Annotated in this window: 21 protein-coding genes; 10 read left to right on the top strand and 11 right to left on the bottom strand. The window is 62.8% G+C overall.

Annotated features, from left to right (window positions below; translation table 11 throughout):
- Window positions 1-21 precede the first annotated feature (21 nt).
- Complete coding sequence (locus tag OKW20_RS28240; protein ID WP_429177496.1) at window positions 22-1,566, bottom strand: ABC transporter substrate-binding protein; 1,545 nt, start codon at window positions 1,564-1,566, stop codon at window positions 22-24.
- Between the two features lie 433 nt (window positions 1,567-1,999).
- Between OKW20_RS28240 and OKW20_RS28235 the strand changes: the two genes are divergently transcribed.
- The 7 genes from OKW20_RS28235 to OKW20_RS28205 all read left to right on the top strand — a co-directional run bounded on the left by OKW20_RS28235 (window position 2,000) and on the right by OKW20_RS28205 (window position 9,539).
- Window positions 2,000-3,079 (top strand): LacI family DNA-binding transcriptional regulator, encoded by a 1,080-nt coding sequence (locus tag OKW20_RS28235; RefSeq protein WP_429177494.1) that lies wholly within the window; start codon window positions 2,000-2,002, stop codon window positions 3,077-3,079.
- On the top strand, window positions 3,076-4,098 hold the full coding sequence (locus OKW20_RS28230; protein WP_429177492.1) for an ABC transporter substrate-binding protein: 1,023 nt from the start codon (window positions 3,076-3,078) through the stop codon (window positions 4,096-4,098). Before OKW20_RS28235 ends, OKW20_RS28230 begins: the two co-directional genes overlap by 4 nt.
- Window positions 4,099-4,202: 104 nt before the next feature.
- Window positions 4,203-5,030, top strand: coding sequence for an ABC transporter permease (locus OKW20_RS28225; protein WP_043613763.1), 828 nt, complete (start codon window positions 4,203-4,205; stop codon window positions 5,028-5,030).
- Window positions 5,027-5,806 carry an ABC transporter permease gene (locus OKW20_RS28220; RefSeq protein ID WP_043613765.1) on the top strand — a complete coding sequence of 260 codons (780 nt, stop codon included), beginning with the start codon at window positions 5,027-5,029 and terminating at the stop codon, window positions 5,804-5,806. The genes OKW20_RS28225 and OKW20_RS28220 overlap by 4 nt, the downstream gene beginning before the upstream one ends.
- Window positions 5,799-6,827: an ABC transporter ATP-binding protein gene (locus tag OKW20_RS28215; RefSeq protein ID WP_402321866.1), complete on the top strand. Its 1,029-nt coding sequence runs from the start codon at window positions 5,799-5,801 to the stop codon at window positions 6,825-6,827. Before OKW20_RS28220 ends, OKW20_RS28215 begins: the two co-directional genes overlap by 8 nt.
- Window positions 6,828-6,834: 7 nt before the next feature.
- Window positions 6,835-7,755, top strand: a complete 921-nt coding sequence (locus tag OKW20_RS28210) for a nucleoside hydrolase (protein WP_429177490.1) — start codon at window positions 6,835-6,837, stop codon at window positions 7,753-7,755.
- 26 nt (window positions 7,756-7,781) lie between these two features.
- A complete protein-coding gene (locus OKW20_RS28205) occupies window positions 7,782-9,539 on the top strand; it encodes an adenine deaminase (RefSeq protein ID WP_429177644.1) in 1,758 nt (585 codons plus the stop codon).
- A gap of 137 nt (window positions 9,540-9,676) precedes the next feature.
- Here the strand turns inward: OKW20_RS28205 and OKW20_RS28200 are convergent, their stop codons facing one another.
- Window positions 9,677-10,852 (bottom strand): M20 aminoacylase family protein, encoded by a 1,176-nt coding sequence (locus OKW20_RS28200; protein WP_429177488.1) that lies wholly within the window; start codon window positions 10,850-10,852, stop codon window positions 9,677-9,679.
- Window positions 10,853-11,008: 156 nt separating this feature from the next.
- Between OKW20_RS28200 and OKW20_RS28195 the strand changes: the two genes are divergently transcribed.
- From OKW20_RS28195 to OKW20_RS28185, 3 genes are all read left to right on the top strand, one after another.
- On the top strand, window positions 11,009-11,728 hold the full coding sequence (locus OKW20_RS28195) for a phosphoribosyltransferase (RefSeq protein ID WP_429177642.1): 720 nt from the start codon (window positions 11,009-11,011) through the stop codon (window positions 11,726-11,728).
- Between the two features lie 216 nt (window positions 11,729-11,944).
- Entirely contained in the window at window positions 11,945-12,904 is a 960-nt protein-coding gene (locus OKW20_RS28190) for a hypothetical protein (protein ID WP_429177486.1), read from the top strand.
- A gap of 116 nt (window positions 12,905-13,020) precedes the next feature.
- Window positions 13,021-13,416, top strand: a complete 396-nt coding sequence (locus OKW20_RS28185) for a VOC family protein (protein ID WP_429177484.1) — start codon at window positions 13,021-13,023, stop codon at window positions 13,414-13,416.
- A gap of 114 nt (window positions 13,417-13,530) precedes the next feature.
- Here the strand turns inward: OKW20_RS28185 and OKW20_RS28180 are convergent, their stop codons facing one another.
- From OKW20_RS28180 to OKW20_RS28140, 9 genes are all read right to left on the bottom strand, one after another.
- A complete protein-coding gene (locus OKW20_RS28180) occupies window positions 13,531-13,989 on the bottom strand; it encodes a DUF411 domain-containing protein (protein WP_429177641.1) in 459 nt (152 codons plus the stop codon).
- A gap of 90 nt (window positions 13,990-14,079) precedes the next feature.
- On the bottom strand, window positions 14,080-14,367 hold the full coding sequence (locus tag OKW20_RS28175) for a copper-binding protein (RefSeq protein WP_043613781.1): 288 nt from the start codon (window positions 14,365-14,367) through the stop codon (window positions 14,080-14,082).
- 27 nt (window positions 14,368-14,394) lie between these two features.
- A complete protein-coding gene (locus OKW20_RS28170) occupies window positions 14,395-14,880 on the bottom strand; it encodes a cupredoxin domain-containing protein (RefSeq protein ID WP_043613783.1) in 486 nt (161 codons plus the stop codon).
- A gap of 50 nt (window positions 14,881-14,930) precedes the next feature.
- Complete coding sequence (locus tag OKW20_RS28165) at window positions 14,931-16,268, bottom strand: multicopper oxidase family protein (RefSeq protein WP_429177482.1); 1,338 nt, start codon at window positions 16,266-16,268, stop codon at window positions 14,931-14,933.
- Between the two features lie 57 nt (window positions 16,269-16,325).
- Window positions 16,326-17,783, bottom strand: a complete 1,458-nt coding sequence (locus OKW20_RS28160; protein ID WP_429177480.1) for a TolC family protein — start codon at window positions 17,781-17,783, stop codon at window positions 16,326-16,328.
- Window positions 17,780-18,010 carry a hypothetical protein gene (locus tag OKW20_RS28155; protein ID WP_043613790.1) on the bottom strand — a complete coding sequence of 77 codons (231 nt, stop codon included), beginning with the start codon at window positions 18,008-18,010 and terminating at the stop codon, window positions 17,780-17,782. Before OKW20_RS28155 ends, OKW20_RS28160 begins: the two co-directional genes overlap by 4 nt.
- Window positions 18,011-18,209: 199 nt before the next feature.
- Window positions 18,210-18,599: a hypothetical protein gene (locus OKW20_RS28150; protein ID WP_429177478.1), complete on the bottom strand. Its 390-nt coding sequence runs from the start codon at window positions 18,597-18,599 to the stop codon at window positions 18,210-18,212.
- Window positions 18,600-18,694: 95 nt separating this feature from the next.
- Window positions 18,695-19,165, bottom strand: coding sequence for a Cu(I)-responsive transcriptional regulator (gene cueR, locus OKW20_RS28145; protein ID WP_034799282.1), 471 nt, complete (start codon window positions 19,163-19,165; stop codon window positions 18,695-18,697).
- A gap of 99 nt (window positions 19,166-19,264) precedes the next feature.
- Window positions 19,265-21,739, bottom strand: a complete 2,475-nt coding sequence (locus OKW20_RS28140; protein ID WP_429177638.1) for a heavy metal translocating P-type ATPase — start codon at window positions 21,737-21,739, stop codon at window positions 19,265-19,267.
- Window positions 21,740-21,948: the final 209 nt, after the last annotated feature.

Genomic DNA, 21,948 nt, shown 5'->3' with positions numbered 1-21,948 from the left:
CACACCGGACGGCGGTGCCGCTTATTGCTCGCTTTTCTTGATGCCGAAGGCGAAGAACTGCGAGTTCAGTCCATTCACCGGGTAACCGGTCACAGCCGAGCTCGAGACAACGATCTGCGGGTAGAGATAGAGCCAGTTGCTGGCCGCATCCTCGGCGATGATCGTGTTGGCTTCCTTCAGCTTCGCCGTCTGCTCGTCGGTGTTGGCGGCGGCCTCCGACGCCTTGATCAGATCGACGACCTCAGGATTGTTGTAACCCCAGTAGAAATCCGGATTGCCGTAGAAGACGATGTCGCGGTGATTTACGTGCTCCTGCAGCGTGGCCTGGAAGTCATGCGCCTTGTAGACCTTGGTGTACCACTCGTTGGCGGTGATCACGTTGATCTCGACCTTGATGTTGACCTTTGCGAGTTCGCTCTGAATGAACTGCGCGACGATCGGGTGCGGATCGTAGTTCGGCGTATCGAGCTTGAAGGCGAAGCCATCGGCAAAGCCCGCTTCCTTCAAGAGCGCCTTGGCGCTTTCGACGTCATAGGCGTCGACGGCGGTCAGGTCCACGTACCAGGGATCGGTCGGCGGAACGAAGGAGCCGATCAGGGTGCCGTATTCGCCCCAGATTGAGGTCAAAAGCTTCTTGTCGTCGATGGCACGGGCGATCGCCTTGCGGACCTTGACGTTGTCGAACGGGGCGACGCGGTCGTTGAACGCGAGCAGTTCCTTGGTCGTCGACTGGCCGGCGGTGACGGTGAAGTCAGGATTGTCCTTGAACTGGGCAATGGAGTCCGGGCTCTGGACGCTGGTGATGATGTCGACGGCGCCGGTCAATAGCGCATTGTTGAGCGCGGTCGCATCGGTGAAATATTGGAAGACGACTTCGCCATTGGTGGGTGCCGAGCCCCAGTACTTGTCGTTGCGGATGAGCGCCAGCGACGAACCGCGGCGCCATTCGTCGAGGCGATAGGGTCCGGTGCCGTCTTCGCCCGCGTTCAGGTCCTTGGCCGCATCGTTGACGATCCAGACATAGCTCAGATTGTAGGGCAACGAGATCGAGCGGGCGGACAGCTTGACGACGACCGTCTGGTCATCGGGCGTTTCGATCGCGCTGATGGTTGCGAGGCTCTTCTTGCGCGAGCTCTTGGATTGCTCGGCCGTTACGCGCTCGATGCTGTACTTGACGTCGGCGGCCGTCAGAGGATCGCCGGAGTGGAAGGTGACGCCGGGGCGAAGCTTGAAAGTGTAGGTGAGGCCATCGTCGCTGACGCTCTGCTCGGCCACAAGACCCGGCTGAACGTCGCCGGCATCGGTCAGCGTGAACAGCGCCTCATAGACATTGCCGTTGAAGGCTTCGTTGATGCCCTGGCCGGCGCCGGCAGTGTTGTCGAGGTTCTGCGGCTCATAAAGCGAGCCGATGGTGATAGAGGCGTTGGGATCGAACTTCGCGTCCTCGGCGAATACGGCCGTGCTCGACGCAAGAGCCAGTGCCAGCGTGGTGGCTGCCAAGGTTGCGCCGCGCGCCCGGCGGGCCTGTCCCGCGGTCTTGCCAAAGCCGATGATAGTGCCAGTCATGTCCCAAACTCCTGCTTATGCCTGTTGTGCGGATCGCACCGCCGCCCGAATTCTAGCCATCGGACGATTGCCGTGCATCATACTTATTCCCTAGTAATTTAGTGGGAAAATTGATTTCTTTTGTCAGGCGAAGTTGAAATTTGTACCCGCGATTGCGGCGGTTAGGCAGATGCGCATTTCGCTTTTCACCGCGTGGTGTGGACAGAGATATATCAGGCCGGCCCGGATAGGCCCGCCACCCTTTGACAAATTGGCGCGAATTCCTTCCGCTGGCTGTGAATGCCGGGCGTCAGACAGAAATCGATTGTTGTTCGCGTAGGCTTTCCCTCGAAAATTGCAAAATGCAACGAGTCGACAAAAGGATTCGACAGTCAGGAGATTCTGATATATCGGCTGATTAATCGTTTAATCACGCGATAGCGGGAACACTGTCTTGGCGCGTTCCGGACCAAAACTGACGAGGATTGCCAGAACGCTGGGCGTCTCCGCGGCGACGGTTTCCAACGCGCTCTCGGGCAAGGGGCGTGTTTCCGCCGAGATGGTGGAAAAGATCCGCGCGACCGCTGCCGAGCTCGGCTATGTGCCGAGCCAGGCGGGCAGGGCGCTGCGCACCGGCCGCACCGGCGTTCTCGGCCTTGTCCTTCCCGATATCGCCAATCCGCTCTTCCCGCAGATCGCCCAGGCGATCGAGCTCGCCGCTTCGTCGTCGGGCTATGGCGTGCTGATCGCCGACTCCCGCGGTGACGTCTCGACCCAGACCAAGGCGATCGAGCGCCTGATCGATCGTGACGTCGATGGCCTGGTGATCGTGCCCAGGCGCGGCACCCGCGTTGCCGATGTCGGCTGTCCGGTCGCCGTCATCGATACGCCGTCGACCCCCGGAAACACGGTTGCCGCCGACCATTGGGGTGGCGGCCAGCAGATCGCCGAGCATCTGAAGGCGCTCGGCCACCGCCGGGTGCTGATCATCGGCAACAATCCCGCCTCGAACGTACAGAACGACCGCGCCGGCGGCATCCGCTCGGTCTTTGGCGAGGGCTGCCATACCGATACGCTCTGGATCGAGCCATTGGAAAAAGCGGCGGGCAAGGGCTGTCCGCTCGGCCTCGCCGATAAGGTGGCCGAAGGCTACACCGCCTTTGCCTGCATCTCCGATCTTCATGCGCTCCGGGCGCTCACCGAATTGCAGCGCGCCGGCATCGATGTGCCGGAAAAGGCAAGCGTCACCGGTTTCGACGACCTGATCTGGTCGCCGGTCATCACGCCGGCGCTGACGACGGCGCGCATGGACATGACCGAGATCGCGGCGGTCGCCGTCGCGGCGCTCGTCAGGGCGATCAGCGAGCGCGACCCGTCCGATCCTGAGATCGGTGCGCCGGTTACGGCGGCGACCTCCAAGGTGCCAATGCACCTGGTCGTCCGGCAATCGGCCGCAGCGCCGCCCGCGTCTCAACCCGTTCATACCACTGTCACCGCAGCCACATCTGTCACCGAAGGAGGACCCCAGCCATGAAGAAGTTCCTGCTCGCCTCAAGCGCGCTCTTGCTCGTTACCGCCAACGCCGCATCTGCCCAGGACAAGACGCTCACCATTTCCGTCTACGGCTTTGCCCAGGACGCCTTCAAGGAACTGGTCTACACGCCGTTCGAACAGAAGTGCGGATGCAAGCTCGTCGTCGAAACCGGCAACAGCGTCGAGCGCCTGGCCAAGATGGAAGCCAACAAGGCAAGCCCGGTCGTCGACATGGCCGTCGTGTCGATGGCTGACGCGCTTTCGGCCACCCGCGCCGATCTGATCGAGAAGATCGATACCTCGAAGCTCCAGAACTTCAACAAGCTCTACGACCTCGCCAAGGACCCGAACGGCGACGGCATGAGCGTCGGCTACACCTTCTACGCCACGTCGATCGTCTACCGCTCGGACAAGATGGAAGTGAACTCCTGGGCCGACCTCCTGAGCGAGAAGAACGCCAGCCACGTCGCCTTCCCGAACGTCACAACCAACCAGGGCCCGCCGGCGCTCTACATGGTCGGCGAAGCCATCGGCAAGAACACGCCTGACCTCAAGGAAGCGATCGCCGCCGTCGGCGCCAAGAAGGACGAGATCGTCACCTTCTACGTCAAGTCCTCGCAGCTCGTTCAGCTGATGCAGCAGGAAGAAATCTGGGCCGCCCCGATCGGTCGTTTCTCTTGGGAAGGCTTCACCAAGCTCGGCCTGCCGATCAAGTGGGCAACGCCTAAGGAAGGCCAGACCGGCGGCATGAACGTGATGGTACTGACCAAGGGCGGCAAGAACCAGGATCTCGCACTTCAGTTCATGGACTTCTGGCTTTCGACCGAAGTTCAGACCGCACTTGCCGAAAAGCTGGTCGACAGCCCGGCCAACAAGGACGTGAAGGTCTCGCCCGAGATCGCCGAAAACCTGACCTACGGCGAAGAGACCGTGAAGAATCTCAAGCTGATCCCGTCGGCCGTCGCCCTCGACAACCGCGAAGCGTGGCTGTCGGAGTGGAACGCCCAGGTCGGCCAGTAAGTCCAAGCCTTTGCGACCTCCACCGGCGGACACGGACCGCCGGTGGAGACCTGATGCGACGGGCGCGATGAGATGCGCCCAGGAATGCCTTGAAAGGAAGAAGGATGTTCCAGAACCGCGCCGAAGCCCTGGCGCTCGCTCTGCCCGCAGCGGTCTTTGCGGCGATCGTCTTTCTGGCGCCGGTGGTGATCCTGCTGGCGGAAGGCTTTCGCAGCGCAGACAGCTGGTCGCTGTCGGCCTATACGACCTTCTTTTCCGATCCGCTGAACCGCACCGTCTTCCTGCGCACCTTCCGGCTCGGCCTGATGGTTACCGTCGTTTCGGCGGTCATCGGCTATGCCGCGGCCTTTGCTATCGTCAATCTGTCGCCGCGCAACAAGGGACAGATGATCGGCCTTGTCGTGCTGCCGCTGATGATCTCGTCGGTTGCGCGCACCTATGCCTGGATCGTCATTCTCGGCCGCACCGGCATCGTCAACCAGGCGCTCCAGCTCGTCGGCCTTTCGGATGAGCCGATCCGCTTTCTCTTCACCGAGACCGCCGTGTTCATCGGTCTGCTGCAGCTGTTCCTGCCTCTGATGATCCTGTCCTTGATCAGCGCGCTCGAGAACATGCCGAAGGATGCGATCCCGGCCGCCCGCGTTCTCGGCGCCAACTGGTTCCAGGTGTTCTTCAAGGTGATCCTGCCGCTGACCAAGGAAGGCCTTGTGATCGGCGGAACGCTCGTCTTCACCGGTTCGCTCACCGCCTATATCACGCCTGCGATCCTCGGCGGTTCCAAGGTGCTAATGCTTGAAACGCTGCTCTACCAGCGCGTCACCGTCGCCAACGACTTCGTCGCCGCAAGCGTCATCGCCTTCATCCTGATCGTCATGAGCTTTGCCGCCAATCTTCTCCTAAAACGGCTTGCCACTGCGAGGAACAAGCGATGACCCCTCGTATCTTTACTCCGCTCGTCCTCTTCCTGGTGATCGCCTTCCTGATCGGGCCGTTCTTCATCATCGTCGCGGCGTCGCTCTCGGGCGGCGAGACGCTGGCCTTCCCGCCGCAGGGCTTCTCGCTCAAGTGGGTCGCCAAGGTCTTCACGGTCGAGAGCTTCCAGGAGAGTTTCGCGATCTCGATGCTGCTTGCGATCGGCGGCACCGCGGCCGCTCTCGTGCTCGGCGTTCCCGCCTCTTACGCGCTGTCGCGCTACAAGCTGCCTTTCGGCGAAACCATCCGCACGATCGTGTCGCTGCCGATCATCGTGCCGGGCATCATCGTCGGCCTGGCGCTCTTGCGTTACATCGTCGTGCCCTTTGGCCTCAACATCACGCTGACGCTGTTCCTCGCTCACACGGCGCTGGTTCTGCCCTACGCGGTGCGGGTCGTCTCGGCGAGCCTCAACAACCTGCGCTCGGATATCGAAGAGGCAGCCGTGCTGCTCGGCTCGTCGCGCGCCGGCGCTTTCTTCCGCGTGGTGATGCCCAACATCCGCAGCGGCATTCTCGCCGCCTTCATCCTCGGCTTCGTCACGAGCTTCAACCAGGTGCCGGTGTCGCTCTTCCTCTCCGGCCCGGGTGTGCGCACCCTGCCGATCGACATGCTCTCCTACATGGAGATCACCTACGATCCGTCGGTTGCAGCCCTCTCGGCACTGCTCGCCTTCATGTCCATCGGCATCGTCTTCCTTGCCGAACGCTTCCTGGGATTCTCTCGCTATGTCTGACGCCCCCTTCCTCAGCCTTGAAAAACTGACGCTCGCCTATGGCGACACCGTTGCGGTGAAGGATCTCGACCTGTCGATCCGCAAGGGCGAACTGGTGGCGTTCCTTGGGCCCTCCGGTTGCGGCAAGACGACGACGATGCGCTCGATCGCCGGCCTGCTGTCGCCGGCCTCAGGCGCGATCAAGCTCGATGGAGCCGACATCACCCGCGTGTCCGCCAACAAGCGTTCGGTAGGCCTCGTCTTCCAGTCCTATGCGCTGTTCCCTCACCTGACCGTGTTCGAAAATGTCGCCTTCGGCCTGCGGTTGAAGAAGCTGCCGGCTGCCGATATCGAGAGCAAGGTGACGGCTGGCCTCAAGTCCGTCGGGCTTTCGAAGTTCTCCGCCCGCAAGCCGGGCGAGCTTTCGGGCGGCCAGCAGCAGCGCGTGGCGCTGGCGCGTTCCATGGTGATGGAACCGAAGGTGCTGCTTCTCGACGAGCCGCTGTCGAACCTCGATGCTCGCCTGCGCCTCGAAATGCGCACGGAGCTGCAGCGGGTGCAGAAGGAAACCGGCGTCACGATGATCTTCGTCACCCACGATCAGGGCGAAGCCCTGTCGCTGGCGGACCGCATCGTCGTGATGCTGAACGGCGCGATCGAGCAGATCGGCACGCCCGAGGATATCTACAACCGCCCGATCTCGCGCTTCGTCGCCGATTTCGTCGGTTTCGAAAACATCTTTGCCGTCGAAGGCGGCAAGCTGAAGGCCGAAAACGGCCCGATCGATCTTTCCGGATCCCTGCCGCCTGACACGGCAGGGCTTGCGTGGCGTCCGCGCATGGTGACCCTTGGTTCAGGTCCTTTCCAAGGCACCGTGCGCGGAGCCTCTTTCTCCGGCAGCACGCGCGAGTATCTGCTCGACACGCCGCTCGGCGCCATCAAGGCGGAAGAGGACGCAGCGCTTGCAGCCCGTGAAACCGGCTCTGCCATCGCCTTCGACCTGCCGGTCGAAAAGGCCGCGCGCCTCAAGAAGTTCGGGTAACCTGAAGATGGGTGTCTGGATCGATACGGACATGGGATTCGACGACATTGCCGCCGTGCTTGTCGTCCTTCATGCCGGTGAAGAAATCGACGGCGTTTCGCTCGTTTTCGGCAACACGCCGCTCGACCGGGTGAAGCGAAACGCCGCCAGTGCCGCGCGCGCCTTCGCCTGGCCGTTCCCAATCCACGAAGGGCGCGCCCTTCCGGTGCTCGGCAAGCTCGAAACCGCCGAACGCATTCTCGGCGAAGCCGGCATGCCGACCACCGGCCTGACGCTGCCTGAAGCCGATGCCTTGCCGGCAAGCGACGCCTTTGCCGCTCTTTGTGGCTGGCTGGAACAGGAGGGGCCGAAGCGCATTCTGGCACTCGGACCGCTCACCAATCTCGCTGCCCTTTGCCTTGCCCGTCCGGACCTGGCCAGCCGGATCACCGATCTCACCTGGATGGGCGGCGGTGTCACCAGCGGCAACCATACGGCATCCGCCGAGTTCAACGCCTTTGCCGATCCTGAAGCGTTGGCGATCGTCATCGCGCATGGCCTGCCGCTGCGCATGGTCGATCTCGATCTTTGCCGCAAGGTCTTTGCCTACCCCGATGACGTCGCGCCGATCCGCTCGGCCGGCGGCGCCCACGCGGCCCTCATCGCCGATCTGCTTGCCGGCTTCATCTCGATCGGCACCAGCCGTGGCCGGCCGGGCATGGCGATCTATGATCCTTGCGCTGCCGTTGCCTTCGTCAATCCGGGCGCGATCTCGTTTCGCCAGGCGCGCATCGATGTCGAACTCGGCGGGACGCTGACCCGCGGGCGTACCGTCGTCGAAACACGCGAAAGCCATGCGAACTTCAATGCCGAATATGCTGTCGATGCCCATGTCGAGACGACGCGGGCACAAATCCTGGGCGCCCTGATGAAGGAAGCGCAGAAGTGAGTTTCATAGAGCAGCCTCGGGACTTGATGGATGCGGCGCTCCGCAGCCGGGCAGTGGCCGCAGCGCGTGGTGCCGAGCCGTTCGACGTTCTGATTTCGGGCGGCACGCTCGTCGACGTCGTGACCGGGGAGCTTCGTCCGGCCGATATCGGCCTCGTCGGATCCTTGATCGCAAGCGTCCACGAACCGGGCGCGCGCAGTGACGCAGTAACCGTCGTTGATGCCACCGGCGCTTTCGTTTCGCCCGGCCTGATCGACACGCACATGCATGTCGAAAGCTCGATGGTGACGCCGGCGACCTACGCAAATGCGGTGCTGCCGCGTGGCGTGACGACCGTCGTCTGGGATCCGCATGAGTTCGGCAATGTCAACGGCGTTGCCGGCGTGCGCTGGGCGGCGGACGCCAGTCGCGATCTGCCGCTGCGCACGGTGCTGCTGGCGCCCTCCAGCGTGCCCTCGGCACCCGGCCTGGAATTGGCCGGTGCGGATTTCGACGCTGCTGTGATTGCCGACATTCTGAGCTGGCCGGAAATCGGCGGTATCGCCGAAATGATGAACATGCGCGGCGTCATCGACGGCGAAGCGCGCATCACCGGGATCGTCCAGGCGGGGCTTGCCGCCGGCAAGCCGGTCAACGGCCATGCGCGCAGTCTTGCCGGCTCTGATCTCCAGGCCTTCGTGACGGCCGGCGTCAGCTCCGACCATGAGCTGGTCTCGGGCGACGATCTCTTGGCAAAGCTCCGGGCTGGTCTGTCGATCGAACTGCGCGGCTCGCACGACCACCTGCTGCCGGATTTCGTCAAGACGATCAAGGCTCTGGGCCATCTTCCTCAGACGGTAACGCTCTGCACCGACGACGTCTTCCCCGACGATCTCGCCCATGCCGGCGGCCTCGACGACGTCGTTCGTCGACTGGTGCGCTATGGCCTGCCCGCCGAATGGGCGCTTCGGGCGGCAACGCTGAACGGCGCGGTGCGCCTCAGCCGTCAAGACCTCGGGCTCGTGGCGCCGGGCCGCCGGGCGGATATCGTGCTCTTCGGGGATCTTGCTGATTTCCGTGCGCGCACCGTCATTGTCGGTGGCAAAGTGATTGCAGATGCCGGACGGATGATCGAGCCGCTGAGCGGCATCGCCGCCGAGACCTTGCACGGCACGATGAAGATCGCGCCGCTTTCGGATGACGATTTCCGCATTCCTGCCGACGGCACCAAGGTCCGCGTCGCGACCATCGACCGGCCTCGCTTCACCCAGTGGGGCGAAGCCGTTGCTACGGTTGAGGGCGGCTTCGTCGTCCCGCCGGAGGGCACGACGCTGATCGCCGTCGCGCATCGCCATGGGCGCGCCGACAGCCGACCGCGCGTTGGTCTGTTGTCGAGCTGGGGCAACTGGCGCGGCGCCTTTGCGACCACGGTTTCGCATGACAGCCACAACCTCACGGTCTTCGGCGGCAATGCGCAGGATATGGCGATCGCGGCCAATGCGGTGATTGCAGCCGGCGGCGGCATGGCTGTCGCGTCCGGCGGCAAGGTCGATGCGCTCCTGCCGCTGCCGCTGGCCGGGCTGGTTTCCGAGGAGCCGTTGGAAGAGGTGGCGGATCGCTTTGCGGCAATCCGCGAAGCGGTCGGCCGCATCGTCGATTGGCAGCCGCCATACCTGGTCTTCAAGGCCTGCTTTGGCGCAACGCTTGCCTGCAACGCCGGCCCGCACCAGACCGATCGCGGCATCGCCGACGTGGCGACGGGCACGGTCATGGAAAGCCCGATCCTCGAGATCCTTGAAGCCTGACATTCAAAGGCCGCCCTGCCTGGGCGGCCTTTGAAGTCCGACGTCACTTCCATCAAGGCGGGCAGCCTCGCTCTTTAAGCGCTGGCTCTAAATCCTTGAGAACACGGGTTCCTGCGAGCATCTTCGCGATGCACGCGTTACTCCGCCTGTGCCAGCTCCTGCTCCACCAGGGTCGACCAGAAGGCGGCGCCCGGACCGATCGCTTCGTCGTTGAAATCATAGGCGGTGTTGTGATGCAGCGCGCCGTCGACGGCGGGGCCGTTGCCGAGCCAGACGTAGCAGCCGGGCGCCTCCAGCCCGAAGAAGGCGAAATCGTCGCCGGCGGTCGACGGCGGGAACGCCGTGCGGGTCTTGTCGCCAAAGACGGCGCGAGCGGCTTTCAACGCCCGGGCCGTGGCATCGGCGTCGTTGACGACGGGCGGAATGCGGCGCTCGAATTCGTAATCGACGGAAATCCCGTACATCTCTGCCGTACCGCGCGCGAGACGGCCGATCTCCGTTTCGAGCTGGTCGCGCACTTCGGGCGTATAGGCGCGCGCCGTGCCGCCAATCTCGACGATATCGGGGATGACGTTGAGCGCCTTCGGGTCGCCGGCGCGCACGGAGCAGGCGCTGACGACGGCCGGCTGCAAGGGATCGACGACGCGGCCGACGATCGACTGTAGCGAGGCAAGGAAGGTGCCTGATGCCGTTACCGGATCGCGGCCGAGATGCGGCTTGGCCCCATGGGTGCCGACGCCGCGGAAGGTGACACGCCAGCTATCGGATGAGGCGAGCTGCGGGCCGGCCACGACGGCCATTTCGTCCGGATCGAGACCGGGCATGTTGTGCAGGCCATAAACGGCGTCGCAGGGGAAGAGCTTAAACAGCTCGTCTTCGACCATGCGCTTGGCGCCGCCGCGGCCTTCTTCGGCCGGCTGGAAGATGAAATGTACGGTGCCGGAGAAATTGCGGGTCTTCGCCAAATGGCGGGCAGCGCCGAGCAGCATTGTCGTGTGGCCGTCATGACCACAGGCATGCATCTTGCCGGCCTCGCGGGATTTGTAGGGACGGTCGGCGATCTCCGGCATGGCGAGCGCATCCATATCGGCGCGAAGGCCGATGGAGCGCGTGCCGTTGCCGACCTGCAGCGTGCCGACGACGCCGGTTTTTCCTAGGCCACGATGGACCTTGATCCCTGCGTCTTCAAGCCATTTGGCAACGAGGTCGCTGGTGCGCAACTCTTCGAAGCCGAGTTCAGGATGGGCATGCAGGTCGCGACGGAAGTCGGTGAGGAAGGTGAGGTCGTCGGCTATTCCGTCTGGCAGGCGCATCGGCTGGCATTCCCATGTTCATTGCGCGAAGGGGCTTGTGAATTCCGCGTGCTTTGCTTCAGCCGCGGCGCCCTTTCGGTTTGATCGAAGTCGCAAACGGTATAGACGAAAACGGCCGGAACCAGAACAGCAAGCCGGCCTTTTTGATCGCCTTTCATTTCGGGCGAAAGCGCGCAGACGAGGACCGGACCGATGCAGCCCCACGACTTCTGGCAGGAAATCTACCCGCCGAAAAGCTTCGACATTCAGGCAGGTTATCGCGATTTCTTCCCGGCGTCTCTCGGCGATGCCAGGCAGATCCTGTTGCCGATCCGCCCGCTTTCGGACGGCAAGCACGCGCTGGCCTCGCTGATCGTCAATCAGGCAAGCTTTGCCGTCGAGGACGCGCTGGCAACGGAACTTGCGGCCAAGCTGGCGCCATTCGAGCCGGATGTCGTTGCCGGCCTGCCGACACTGGGTCTCACGCTTGCCTCAGCCGTCGCCCGCAAGCTCGGCCACAGCCGCTACGTGCCGCTCGGGACCTCGAGAAAATTCTGGTATGTCGACGATCTCTCCGTCCCACTTTCCTCGATCACGACGCCCGACCAGAAGAAGCGGCTCTATGTCGATCCGCGCATGCTGCCGTTGCTTGAAGGAAAACGGGTGGCGCTGATCGACGACGTAATTTCCAGCGGCACGTCTATCCTTGCCGGGCTGACGCTGATGGAGACCTGCGGCATCGAGCCGGTCGCGATCGGTGCCGCCATGCTGCAGACCGAGCGCTGGCGCCAACCGCTCGCCGACCGCGCGCCGCATTGGCCGGAGCGTGTCGTCGGGGTGTTCCAGACCCCGCTGCTTACCCGTAGCGAAGACGGCGCTGGCTGGCAGATGGTATGACGACGCAAACGTTGGCGAGATCCCTTGAACTTGCTTGATTTTCAACCACGCGCACGATTGCCATAACACGCGACGAGTACCAATCGGTGTGGGCATATCGGTCGACATGCGGATTCGTCGTTATTCCGGAGTGCGCGCAATAGTAGCAGAATATAATAGGAAATCTAAATAGTTGCTCGCCTATTGTCCCGGTCGCACATGATATAGGAGGAGCGCATGGCAGACTTTTTGGAACGTTGTTTCGATGAAAGACTCGGTTACGGGATGTTTCGAAATGACCGCTACGGCATCCTCTCCAGAACAGCAGATCTAATGCAAGCCTCAATAGAGGCGCCCGAGGAACTGCAAGGCGCATTTGTTCGCGCGCAAGAGTCAGCAGCGTGCTTGCAAGATATCGCAGTCGCTTTGAACAACCCTGCAGACCCTCTGCCAACCTGGACCTTGTTTAGAGGATTGCTTGAAGGCTCGCACAAGTTCGTAAGCAGAGAATTGAGAAGCTGGGACAATGAAGGGGTCCTAACCGGTGGTTTGCTCACAAAGTTGTTCGACGAGGTTCAAGTGTGGGGTAGTAAAGTGTTGACCGCCACTGGGAGGGATCCCCAACTTCATCTGTGCCGTGCAAACACCGTCTTGAATTATGGTGAAGGGATCAGCGGGGGCGACTTTGGTCTGATCATTCAGCGTGGCGATCACGATTTTGTATCGTTGGTAATACAGGTTAAATTGGTTCGATATGTTTCCGCGGATGTCAGTCACTACGTCGCTGAAACTAAAGAATTTCAACGCGACACTCTCAACAAGACGCCCGGTCTTGGACACTACCTGTTTATCCGTAAGCGCTGGCGACGTGGCGGCGGTTTTGCACCAGTAATGGTGTCCGCGGAAGAGGTGGCAACTTACATTCAGTCTTACGGGGGTAAGTCGTATCCGGCGATGAAAGCTGGAGTGGATATGGCGGCATATCTAGCCTACGGGACAAGCATGCAGGCTCATGTTGGGGTGAAGTCCGCCACGCCTAGTGATGCCGTGAACGTTATCTTTGAGGGCTATCCTGATTTGAAGGAAGCGCTAGACAGGATTTATGTGATCCGCGCTGGAAGTGATCGGGATTATGATTGGGATTACATCATCCACAATCATTCAGAGTATACCGGTGGATTAACACACGGAGGATGAGTTGGAGATGTAGAGGGTGCTGAAGCTCTAGTTACCTTGTACTACCAATAGCGATTGCCGTGCGAAATGAATGAGTCGTGGTCACGCTAGGCCGCGCGGGCACCACGAGGCAATTCATGCGCTTCATCAATCCTATCCCCTTTGTCGGCGACATCGACCGATCGCGGATCTTTTACGAGACAGTACTTGGTCTGACGATCCGAGAGGACTTCGGCGACTTCGTGCTTTTCGAGGGCGGCTTTGCCATCCACGAAGGACGTGCGCTCGAGCGGACGATCTGGCGGCAGGACCTGTCTCCGGGCGAACCCTATGGGCGGAAAAACGTGCTCCTGTACTTCGAGCATGACGATGTAGACGCAGCTTTCGCGCGCATCGCACCGCATGTGGAGCTGATCCATCCGATCGAGCAGCAGGCGTGGGGCCAGCGCGTCTTTCGATTTTACGATCCGGACGGGCATGCAATCGAGATCGGAGAGCCGCAGGACTTGGGCGCCGGAGGCACCGCAGTTTAGGACGTCTCAATTGGCGAGGCGACGTCAAAGTTCGGGCGCCGCCGCGATCGCGGAGGCCCCCGAACTCTTTCGTGCAAGACAGCCCAGAGGGCTTTGAACGGCTGGGACCGGTTTCTAGTTCGCCGGCCGGACCTGATAATAGACCGTCGACTTCGCGCCGCCTGCCTTGGCGATCGTGTAGACATCGTAGGAGGCCTGCGGATCGTTGCCCATGCCGAGCGAGCCCGAGGGCATGCCGGGAACCGCGATGCCTGCGACATCAGGCTTTTCCGCGAGCAGCTTCTTCACTGCCTCGAGCGGCACATGCCCTTCGATGACATAACCATCGATCACGGCGGTATGGCAGCCTTCCATGTCGGCGGGAACCGCAAAGCGCGTCTTGATCACCGACATGTCGGCCTCGTCGCGCACCTCGACCTTGTAGCCGGCCGCTTCCATCGCGTCCGCCCATAGTTCGCAGCAACCGCATTGCGGGTCCTTGTAGACCGCCATGGTGCCGGTTGCTGCGACTGCGCCTGTTGCCAAGAGGGTGATGCCCGCAATCGTGCCTGCAACGAAATGCCTGCGTAACACGTTCATCGAACACTCCTTTCCGTTTCTTCCTGATTTTAAGGATTGTGACGCCCGGGCCGCGCAAAGTCGACCCGGGCGGTTTGCCGCAGCTTACTTGACCTCGGTCACCGTGAGCTTGCCGTTGACCCGGTCGGCCACGAATTCGATCGCAGCACCTTCCTTGAGTTTGGCAAGCACCGCGTCGTCGGCGCGGAACACCATGGTCATGGCCGGCATGTCGAGGTTCTTCAGATCCTCATGGTCGATCGTCACCTTCTTGGCCTTGGTGTCGATCTTCTTGACCACGCCCTTGGTGAACTCCGCCGCATAAGCGGGCAGAGCGAAGGTGGCGGAAACGGTGAGCGCGAGCGCTGCAAAGAGGGTACCTACGGTTTTCATGGTTTCATCCTTTCCTGTTTTCTCGGGTTACTTCTTCACGACGTCGAGCGGGCCGTGCATGCCAGCGTCGTAGTGGCCCGGCACCAGGCAGGCGAATTCGAAGGTGCCGTCATTGGTGAAGGTCCAGTAAATGTCTCCGGACTTGCCGGGCTCGAGCCGAATGGCGTTCGGGTCGTCGTGCTCCATGTCCGGGAACTTCTCCATGGTGATCTTGTGTTCCTGGATCGTCGCCTTGTCGTCGAGCACGAATTCATGCGCGAGTTCGCCGGCGTTCTTGATCGCGAAATGGACCGTCTGGCCCTGGCGAACCTTGATGGTCGAGGGCGTGAAGATCATCTTGCCGTCGTCGGTTTCCTTCATGGTGACGCGGATCGTCTGCGTCGACTTCTTGCTGTCGCCGGGCTCGCCGATCGACACCTTGTCGTGGCCACCGGCGTGGCTGCCGCTGGCGAGCGCCTGGGAGGAAAGGGCGGAGGCGACAACGAGCGCCAGAGCGAATGCTGATTTCTTCATCGTAATGTTCCTGATGGATTTGAAAGAGTTCATTGCAGTCGGCCGCCCTCTCACGGTTTGGGCGTGAGCACGGTCTTGGCATCCTTGGCCCGCGTCGGTTCCGGCAACGCACCGGTCCATTCCCAGGCCTGTGTTCCCGGCGGGTTTTCGTACCAGCCAGGATCGCTGTAATCGCCGGCGGAGATGCCTTCGCGCACCTTCACCACCGAGAACATGCCGCCCATCTCCAACGCGCCGTGCGGACCCCAGCCGGTCATCATCGGGATCGTGTTGTCGGGGAGCGGCATTTCCATTTCGCCCATGTCGGCCATGCCGGCCGTACCCATGGGCATGTAGTCGGGCTTCACCTTGCGGATCTTCGTCGCGACCGATTTCTTGTCGGCGCCGATGAAGGTCGGGATATCGTGACCCATGGCGTTCATCGTGTGGTGCGACTTGTGGCAATGGATCGCCCAGTCGCCCTCGTACTTGGCGTCGAACTCGTAGGCGCGCATGGCGCCGACGGGGATGTCGATCGACACTTCCGGCCAGCGTGCCTCCGGCCGCACCCAACCGCCATCGGTGCAGGTGACCTCGAAGTCGTAACCATGCATGTGGATCGGATGGTTGGTCATGGTGAGGTTGCCGACCCTGACCCGCACCCGGTCGTTCTTCGACACGACCAAAGGGTCGATGTCCGGAAAGATCCGGCTGTTCCAGCACCACATGTTGAAGTCGGTCATTTCCATGATGCGCGGCACATAGGTGCCGGGATCGATGTCATAGGCGTTGAGCAGGAACACGAAGTCGCGGTCGACGCGCATGAAGTTCGGATCCTTCGGATGCACCACGAAGAAGCCCATCATGCCCATGGCCATCTGCACCATCTCGTCGGCATGGGGGTGGTACATGAAGGTGCCGGACTTCACGAGGTCGAACTCGTAGACATAGGTCTTGCCGGCGGGGATATGCGGCTGCGACAAGCCGCCGACACCGTCCATGCCCGAGGGCAGGATCATGCCGTGCCAATGGATGGTGGTGTGCTCCGGCAGCTTGTTGGTGACGAAAATCCTGACGCGATCGCCCTCGACCGCCTCGATCGTCGGGCCAGGCGACTGGCCGTTATAGCCCCAGAGATAGGCAGTCATGCCGTCGGCCATCTCGCGTTCGACCGGCTCGGCGACAAGGTGGAACTCCTTGACGCCGTTGTTCACCCGGTGCGGCAGCGTCCAGCCGTTGAGGGTGACGACCGGGTTGTAGTCCGGTCCGCTCGTCGGCGCGAGCGGCTTCTGGGTCGTGGCATTGTCCATGCTTGCCGCTTCGGGCAGCCCGGAGTTGGAGGTTTGCGCCCAGGCGGCGGTCGAAACGAGAGCAGCACCGGCACCGAGGAAGTTTCTTCTGTTGAACATGATCTGATCCTTTCTGAATTAGGCGGATGCGTACGGAAAACCGCACCTCAGCCCGCCCTAGTGCCCGGCGCCGCCGGCTTCCGCTGCCGCGGGTGCTGCCGCCCCTCCAGCCGAGCCACCTGATCCGCCGCCGTGGATGGCGGTCATCAGGTCGGCATCGGCCAGCCAGAAATCGCGCTTCGCGTTGACGGAGAGCACGGTCGAATTGACCTTGGCCCTGACGTCGGCAAGCAGCTCGAAGGTGCTGGTGATCATGCCGTTGTAGCTGAGGGTCGCTTCTTCCTCGATTTTGTTGCGCAGCGGCACGACGTTGTTGCGGTAGTGCCGGGCGATCTCGTAGCGCGAGCGGTAGGCCTCATAGGCCGATCGCGCTTCCGAGCGGATGTTGACCGCCTTTTCCGCCAGCAGGTTTGCCGAGCGCATATGGGCAAGCTCGGACTTGCGCATGCGCGCGCTGCCGCTGTCGAAGATCGGGATCACGAATTCGAGCTCGAACTGGCCAGTTGTCTCGACCTTGGTGCCGTCGTCCTCCTTCTCCCGTTCCGCTTCCGCTCCGGCGATGAGCTCGAGGTCGGTGACATAGCGGGTCGCCTCGGTGAGCTTGTAGGACTTGGCCACCGCTTCGAGATCGAGGCGGGCGATCTGCAGGTCGACGCGGCGCTTCAGTGCTTCCGCCTCGATGCTGTCCTTACGCGCCAGCGTCTTCGGCAGGTTCGGCAGGCGGTTGGGTACCTGGTAATCGACGTCGGAACCCCAGAGACCCATCAGGCGCGTCAAGTTCTCCTTGGCAAGACGCGCCGCAAGCCGGGCTTCGGCCGTCTGGCCGGCGAGTTCGGCGTTGAAGACGTGCTCGCGCGCCTGGTTGCCCTTGCCCATGGCGCCGGTTTCGCCGAGTTTTGCGGCGAGCTCCGAGGAGGCGTCTGCCGACGCCTGTGCCTGGTTCAACTGCGCGACGGTTTCCCAAGCGGCAACCGCTTCGATCCAGGCGCGGCGGGTTTCGGCCGCCAGCTGCAGTGTGCTGAGCGCCGCGTTGAGCTGCGCCTGGCGGAAACGCGCGTCGGCAATGGCGATCGTCTTGTCGCGGGTCAGGAGCGCCAGGATGTTGGTCGTGACGAGCCCCTCGATCGCCTTATAGGCCTGCAGTTCCGGCGTGCCGATCCCGGTGGTGCCGATCGAGACGGTGGGGTTGAGGAACAAGGTCGCCTGCCAGGCATCCGCCGACGCGTCGCCGAGATCGGCATAGGCTGCCTGCAGGCCCTTGTTGTTGAGAAGGGCGATCTGAACGGCCGTGTCGGCGTCGATGGTCTTGCGCTTCAGCAGCGCCTTGACCTCGGCATTGACCTTGTCGGCCTGTTCGCGGTTCTGGATCCAGACGCTCTTCTTGGTCGCGGCCGTCGAGACCTTGGCATCCACGGTGGTGAAGCCGGCGTCCTTGGCCGAGTATTCGGTCACGCAGCCGGCGAGCACGAGAGGCAGAGCGATGGCTGCTGCGAGGTTGAGTTTGCGAAGCCTCATGACGCATCTCCCTTGGCGGTCGACTGCGCGTCGTTGAGCGGTCCCCAGGCCTTGGGGCCTGTCGGTTCGCGGTGCGTGTAGCCCGAAATGGGGCTGCGATACTGCGTGCTTCGAATGCCGCTCGTGCTATTGGCGGGATCGCCAAGGCTCGAGACCTCGGCAGGCAATGTAGCAGCGCATCCGCCCAGGATCATGGGCAGGAGCGCCATGGAAAACAAACGTTTCATGGTCAAACCTGAAATGTGAATGGCAGAGGTCGGCGGTCGACCGGATGAAACCGGGCGCGCCTTGTCGCGGACCGCGCTAGGGGTGGGGCGAGCGTCTCATCGGACACGCGGAATCCACGGCAGCGCTTCGCACCGCCACAGACCCTTTAGTCGGCAAGGACCAAAAGAAGCCCGCGGCAGCGGTCACAGGTTCACGAAATCAGGCTCTTGGGGGGCGATGAAGGCCGTCGAGCTCACCGGGGGTGAGCTGCGGTTGCGGGCCGAAATTGCGGACCGAGCGTGGGAAAGCCGGATGGCTGCCGTCGACATCACCAAGCACCGCGACGGCGGCGCAGAAGGTCTTGCAGCAATCCTTCTTGTCTGCCTTGCCGTTTTCCTGTGCCGGCTTCACCTTGCCCTTGTCGAGGCTCGGGCAATGCTCGGTCGCAGCTTGCATCGGATTGGCGGCTGCCTCGATCTGCATCGAGCCGTGCGCGGCCGCATGCATCATGCCGGAGGCGGTGGAAAAGGGCAGCACGGCCAGCGACAAAGCAATCGCCAGCTTGAGCACTATCAGCAAACGCAGATATGTGGTTCGCACCTTCTCCATGATCGATCCGTAGAAACGCCTTTGATTCCTGTCAATGCTGCTTGCGCCTGGCGCCGTCACGAATGCGTGAGGCCTCCGGGGCTGCACACGCGTCGTCACCCGTGCCGCCGGTTGCGGACCGGATCGATGCCGGCCGTACCGAAGCGGGCGGGCTCGGTTGCCTTCGTCGGCGCGTTCGTGGCGTCGGCGAGATCCTCGAGAATGGGGCAGTCCGGGCGCCCGTCGCCATGACAATGGGCGGCGAGATGCTTGAGCGTCCGGCTCATCGCCTTCAATTCCTCGGCCTTGCGCTCCAGGATCTCGACATGTTCGAGCGCGATCTTCTTGACCTCGCCGCTGGCGCGCTCGCGGTCGCGCCAGAGCGCCAAAAGGTCGGCCATCTGCTCGACGGTGAAACCGAGATCGCGCGAGCGGCGAATGAAGCGCAGCGTATGGACGTCGTTGTCGCCATAGTTGCGATAGCCGGCTTCGCTGCGGTCGGCCTGCGGGATGAGGCCGATCGTCTCGTAATAGCGGATCATTTTCGTCGAGACGCCGGAGGCGCGGGAAGCTTCGCCGATATTCATGATGTCATCCTTGTTACCGCCGTGCGGCCATTCCCTTGAGAATATAAGGGCTCTCCCCGGCTTCCGCCATGCTGGCGAGAGCCGGGGAGACGATCGAAACTAGGCCGCCTGTGCTGCGGCAACCGGGCGAAAGGCCCGAAGCCGGAGCGCATTGCCGAGCACGAAGACGCTCGACAGCGCCATGGCGCCGGCCGCGAAGATCGGCGACAGCAGGAGGCCGTAGACCGGGTAGAGCGCGCCGGCGGCAACCGGGATCAGTACCGCGTTGTAGGCAAAGGCCCAGAACAGGTTCTCCTTGATGTTGCGGATCGTCGCCTTCGACAGCGCAATCGCGTTCGGCACACCCAAAAGATCACCCGACATCAGCACCACGTCGGCGCTTTCGATGGCAACGTCCGTACCGGTGCCGATCGCCAGGCCGACATCGGCTTCGGCGAGCGCCGGCGCATCGTTGATCCCGTCGCCGACGAAGGCCACCGCGCGCCCGCCTTGCTTCAGCTTCTTCAGGGCCGCGACCTTGCCGTCGGGCAGGACTTCGGCGATGACCTCGTCGATGCCGAGCTTGGCGGCAATGGCCTCGGCGGTGCGGCGGTTGTCGCCGGTGATCATCGCGACCTTCAGACCGAGATCGTGCAGCATGCGGATCGCCTGCGGCGTCGTTTCCTTGATCGGGTCGGCGACGGCAATGATCGCCGCAAGCTTGCCGTCGATCGCCGCATAGAGCGGGCTCTTGCCTTCCGAGCCGAGGCGGGCCGCCTGGCTGGCGAAGGCGGACACGTCGAGCTTCAATTGCGTCATCAGCCGGTCGGCACCCACATGGACGGAGCGGCCCGAGACCTCGGCGCTGGCGCCGAATCCGGGGATCGCCTCGAACCTGGCCGGTTCAGCGATATCAAGACCCTTTGCCTTGGCCGCCTCGACGATCGCTTCGGCGATCGGGTGCTCGGAGCGGGTTTCGACGGCGGCGACCAGCGTCAGCACGGTGTCATGGTCGAAGCCTGCGGCGGTTTCGAGGTCGGTCAGTTCCGGCCGGCCCTTGGTCAGCGTTCCGGTCTTGTCGACGGCGATGACGGCGGCGTTGCGCAGCGTCTGCAGCGCCTCGCCCTTGCGGAAGAGCACGCCCATTTCGGCGGCGCGGCCGGTGCCGACCATGATCGAGGTCGGGGTCGCAAGGCCCATGGCGCAGGGGCAGGCGATGATCAGCACGGCGACGCCGTTGACGAGCGCGAAAGTGAGCGCCGGATCGGGACCGAAGACAAGCCAGATGCCGAAGGTCAGAAGCGCAATCGCGATGACGGCCGGCACGAACCAGGCGGTGACACGGTCGACCAGCGACTGGATCGGCAGCTTGGCGCCCTGGGCCTGCTCGACCATCTTGATAATCTGCGCCAGCACCGTATCGGCGCCGACCTTGGTGGCGCGGAAGGTGAAGGAGCCGGTCTTGTTGATCGTGCCGCCGACCACCTCGCTGCCGGCGATCTTTTCGACCGGAACCGGTTCGCCGGTGATCATCGATTCGTCGACATAGGAGTTGCCGTCGAGGACGCTGCCGTCGACCGGAACCCGGTCGCCTGGCCGCACGACAACGCTGTCGCCGGTCTGCACGTCGGACAGCGGGACCTCGATCGTCTCGCCGTTGCGGATGACGCGGGCGGTCTTTGCCTGCAGGCCCATCAGGTGCTTGATCGCCTCGGAGGTCCGGCCCTTGGCGCGCGCCTCCAGGAACCGGCCGAGCAGGATCAGCGTCACGATGACGGCAGCGGCTTCGTAATAGACGTTGGCGGTACCGTCAGGCAGAAGGTCGGGCGCGAAGGTTGCGACGACCGAATAGATCCAGGCGGCGGACGTGCCGATCGCGACCAGCGAGTTCATATCGGGCGCCAGGCGGAAGAGGGCGGGAACGCCCTTCTGGTAGAAGCGCAGGCCCGGGCCGAAGAGCACCAGCGTCGTCAGCACGAACTGCAGATACCAGCTTTCCTGCATGCCGATATTGTTCATGACGAATTCGTGCACGGCCGGGATGAAGTGCGAGCCCATTTCAAGCACGAAGATCGGCAGCGTCAGCACGCCGGCAATCAGCAGCGAGCGCGCAAGCTTGCGGGTCTCCTGTTCGCGCTTCTCGCCTTCGCGGTCGACGCTTTCGTCGCCGGTGATGCGCTTGGCGGCATAGCCGGCAACGCGGACCGCTTCTTCGAGTGCGGCGGCCGTGGCGATACCCCTGGTTACGCGCACCGACGCGCGCTCCGTCGCCAGGTTGACGTTGGCCTCGGTGACACCCGGCACGGTCTTCAGCGCCTTTTCGATGCGCGCGACGCAGGAGGCGCAGGTCATGCCTTCGATGGTGAGCTCGATCGTGTCTTCGGCCGCACCATATCCGGCATTCTCGATCGCCTTGACGATATCGGCGGACTTGGTGCTGGCATCGAAGCGGACGTCGGCGCGTTCGGTTGCGAGGTTGACTGAGGCTTCGGTCACACCAGGCACGGCGCGAATAGCCTTCTCGACGCGCGCCACGCAGGACGCGCAGGTCATGCCCTCGACGGGAATGCTGGCGCTTAATGCCGCGGCGGACATCGCTTCGAGATCGTTCGTTCTAATGGGGGTCACAGATCCCATGATCGTGCTCCTTTCTCTGTCTTTTGTCGCAACATGGGGCTTCCAACGATGGGAAGGTCAAGGGCGAAAAGGAGATTTCTGCGCGCCATCTTCGGAGCGGCCGGGAGACGCCTGTCACCGCAGCAATATTGCCCGCAACGCATGGTCGCAGCGTCCTTGACGCAAGC

Origin of the sequence: Ensifer sp. LBL (assembly GCF_050435225.1) — a bacterium.
GTDB lineage: Bacteria > Pseudomonadota > Alphaproteobacteria > Rhizobiales > Rhizobiaceae > Ensifer.
The sequence above is the reverse complement of the archived record's forward strand: the minus strand, read 5'-3'. Positions and strand labels throughout refer to the sequence as shown.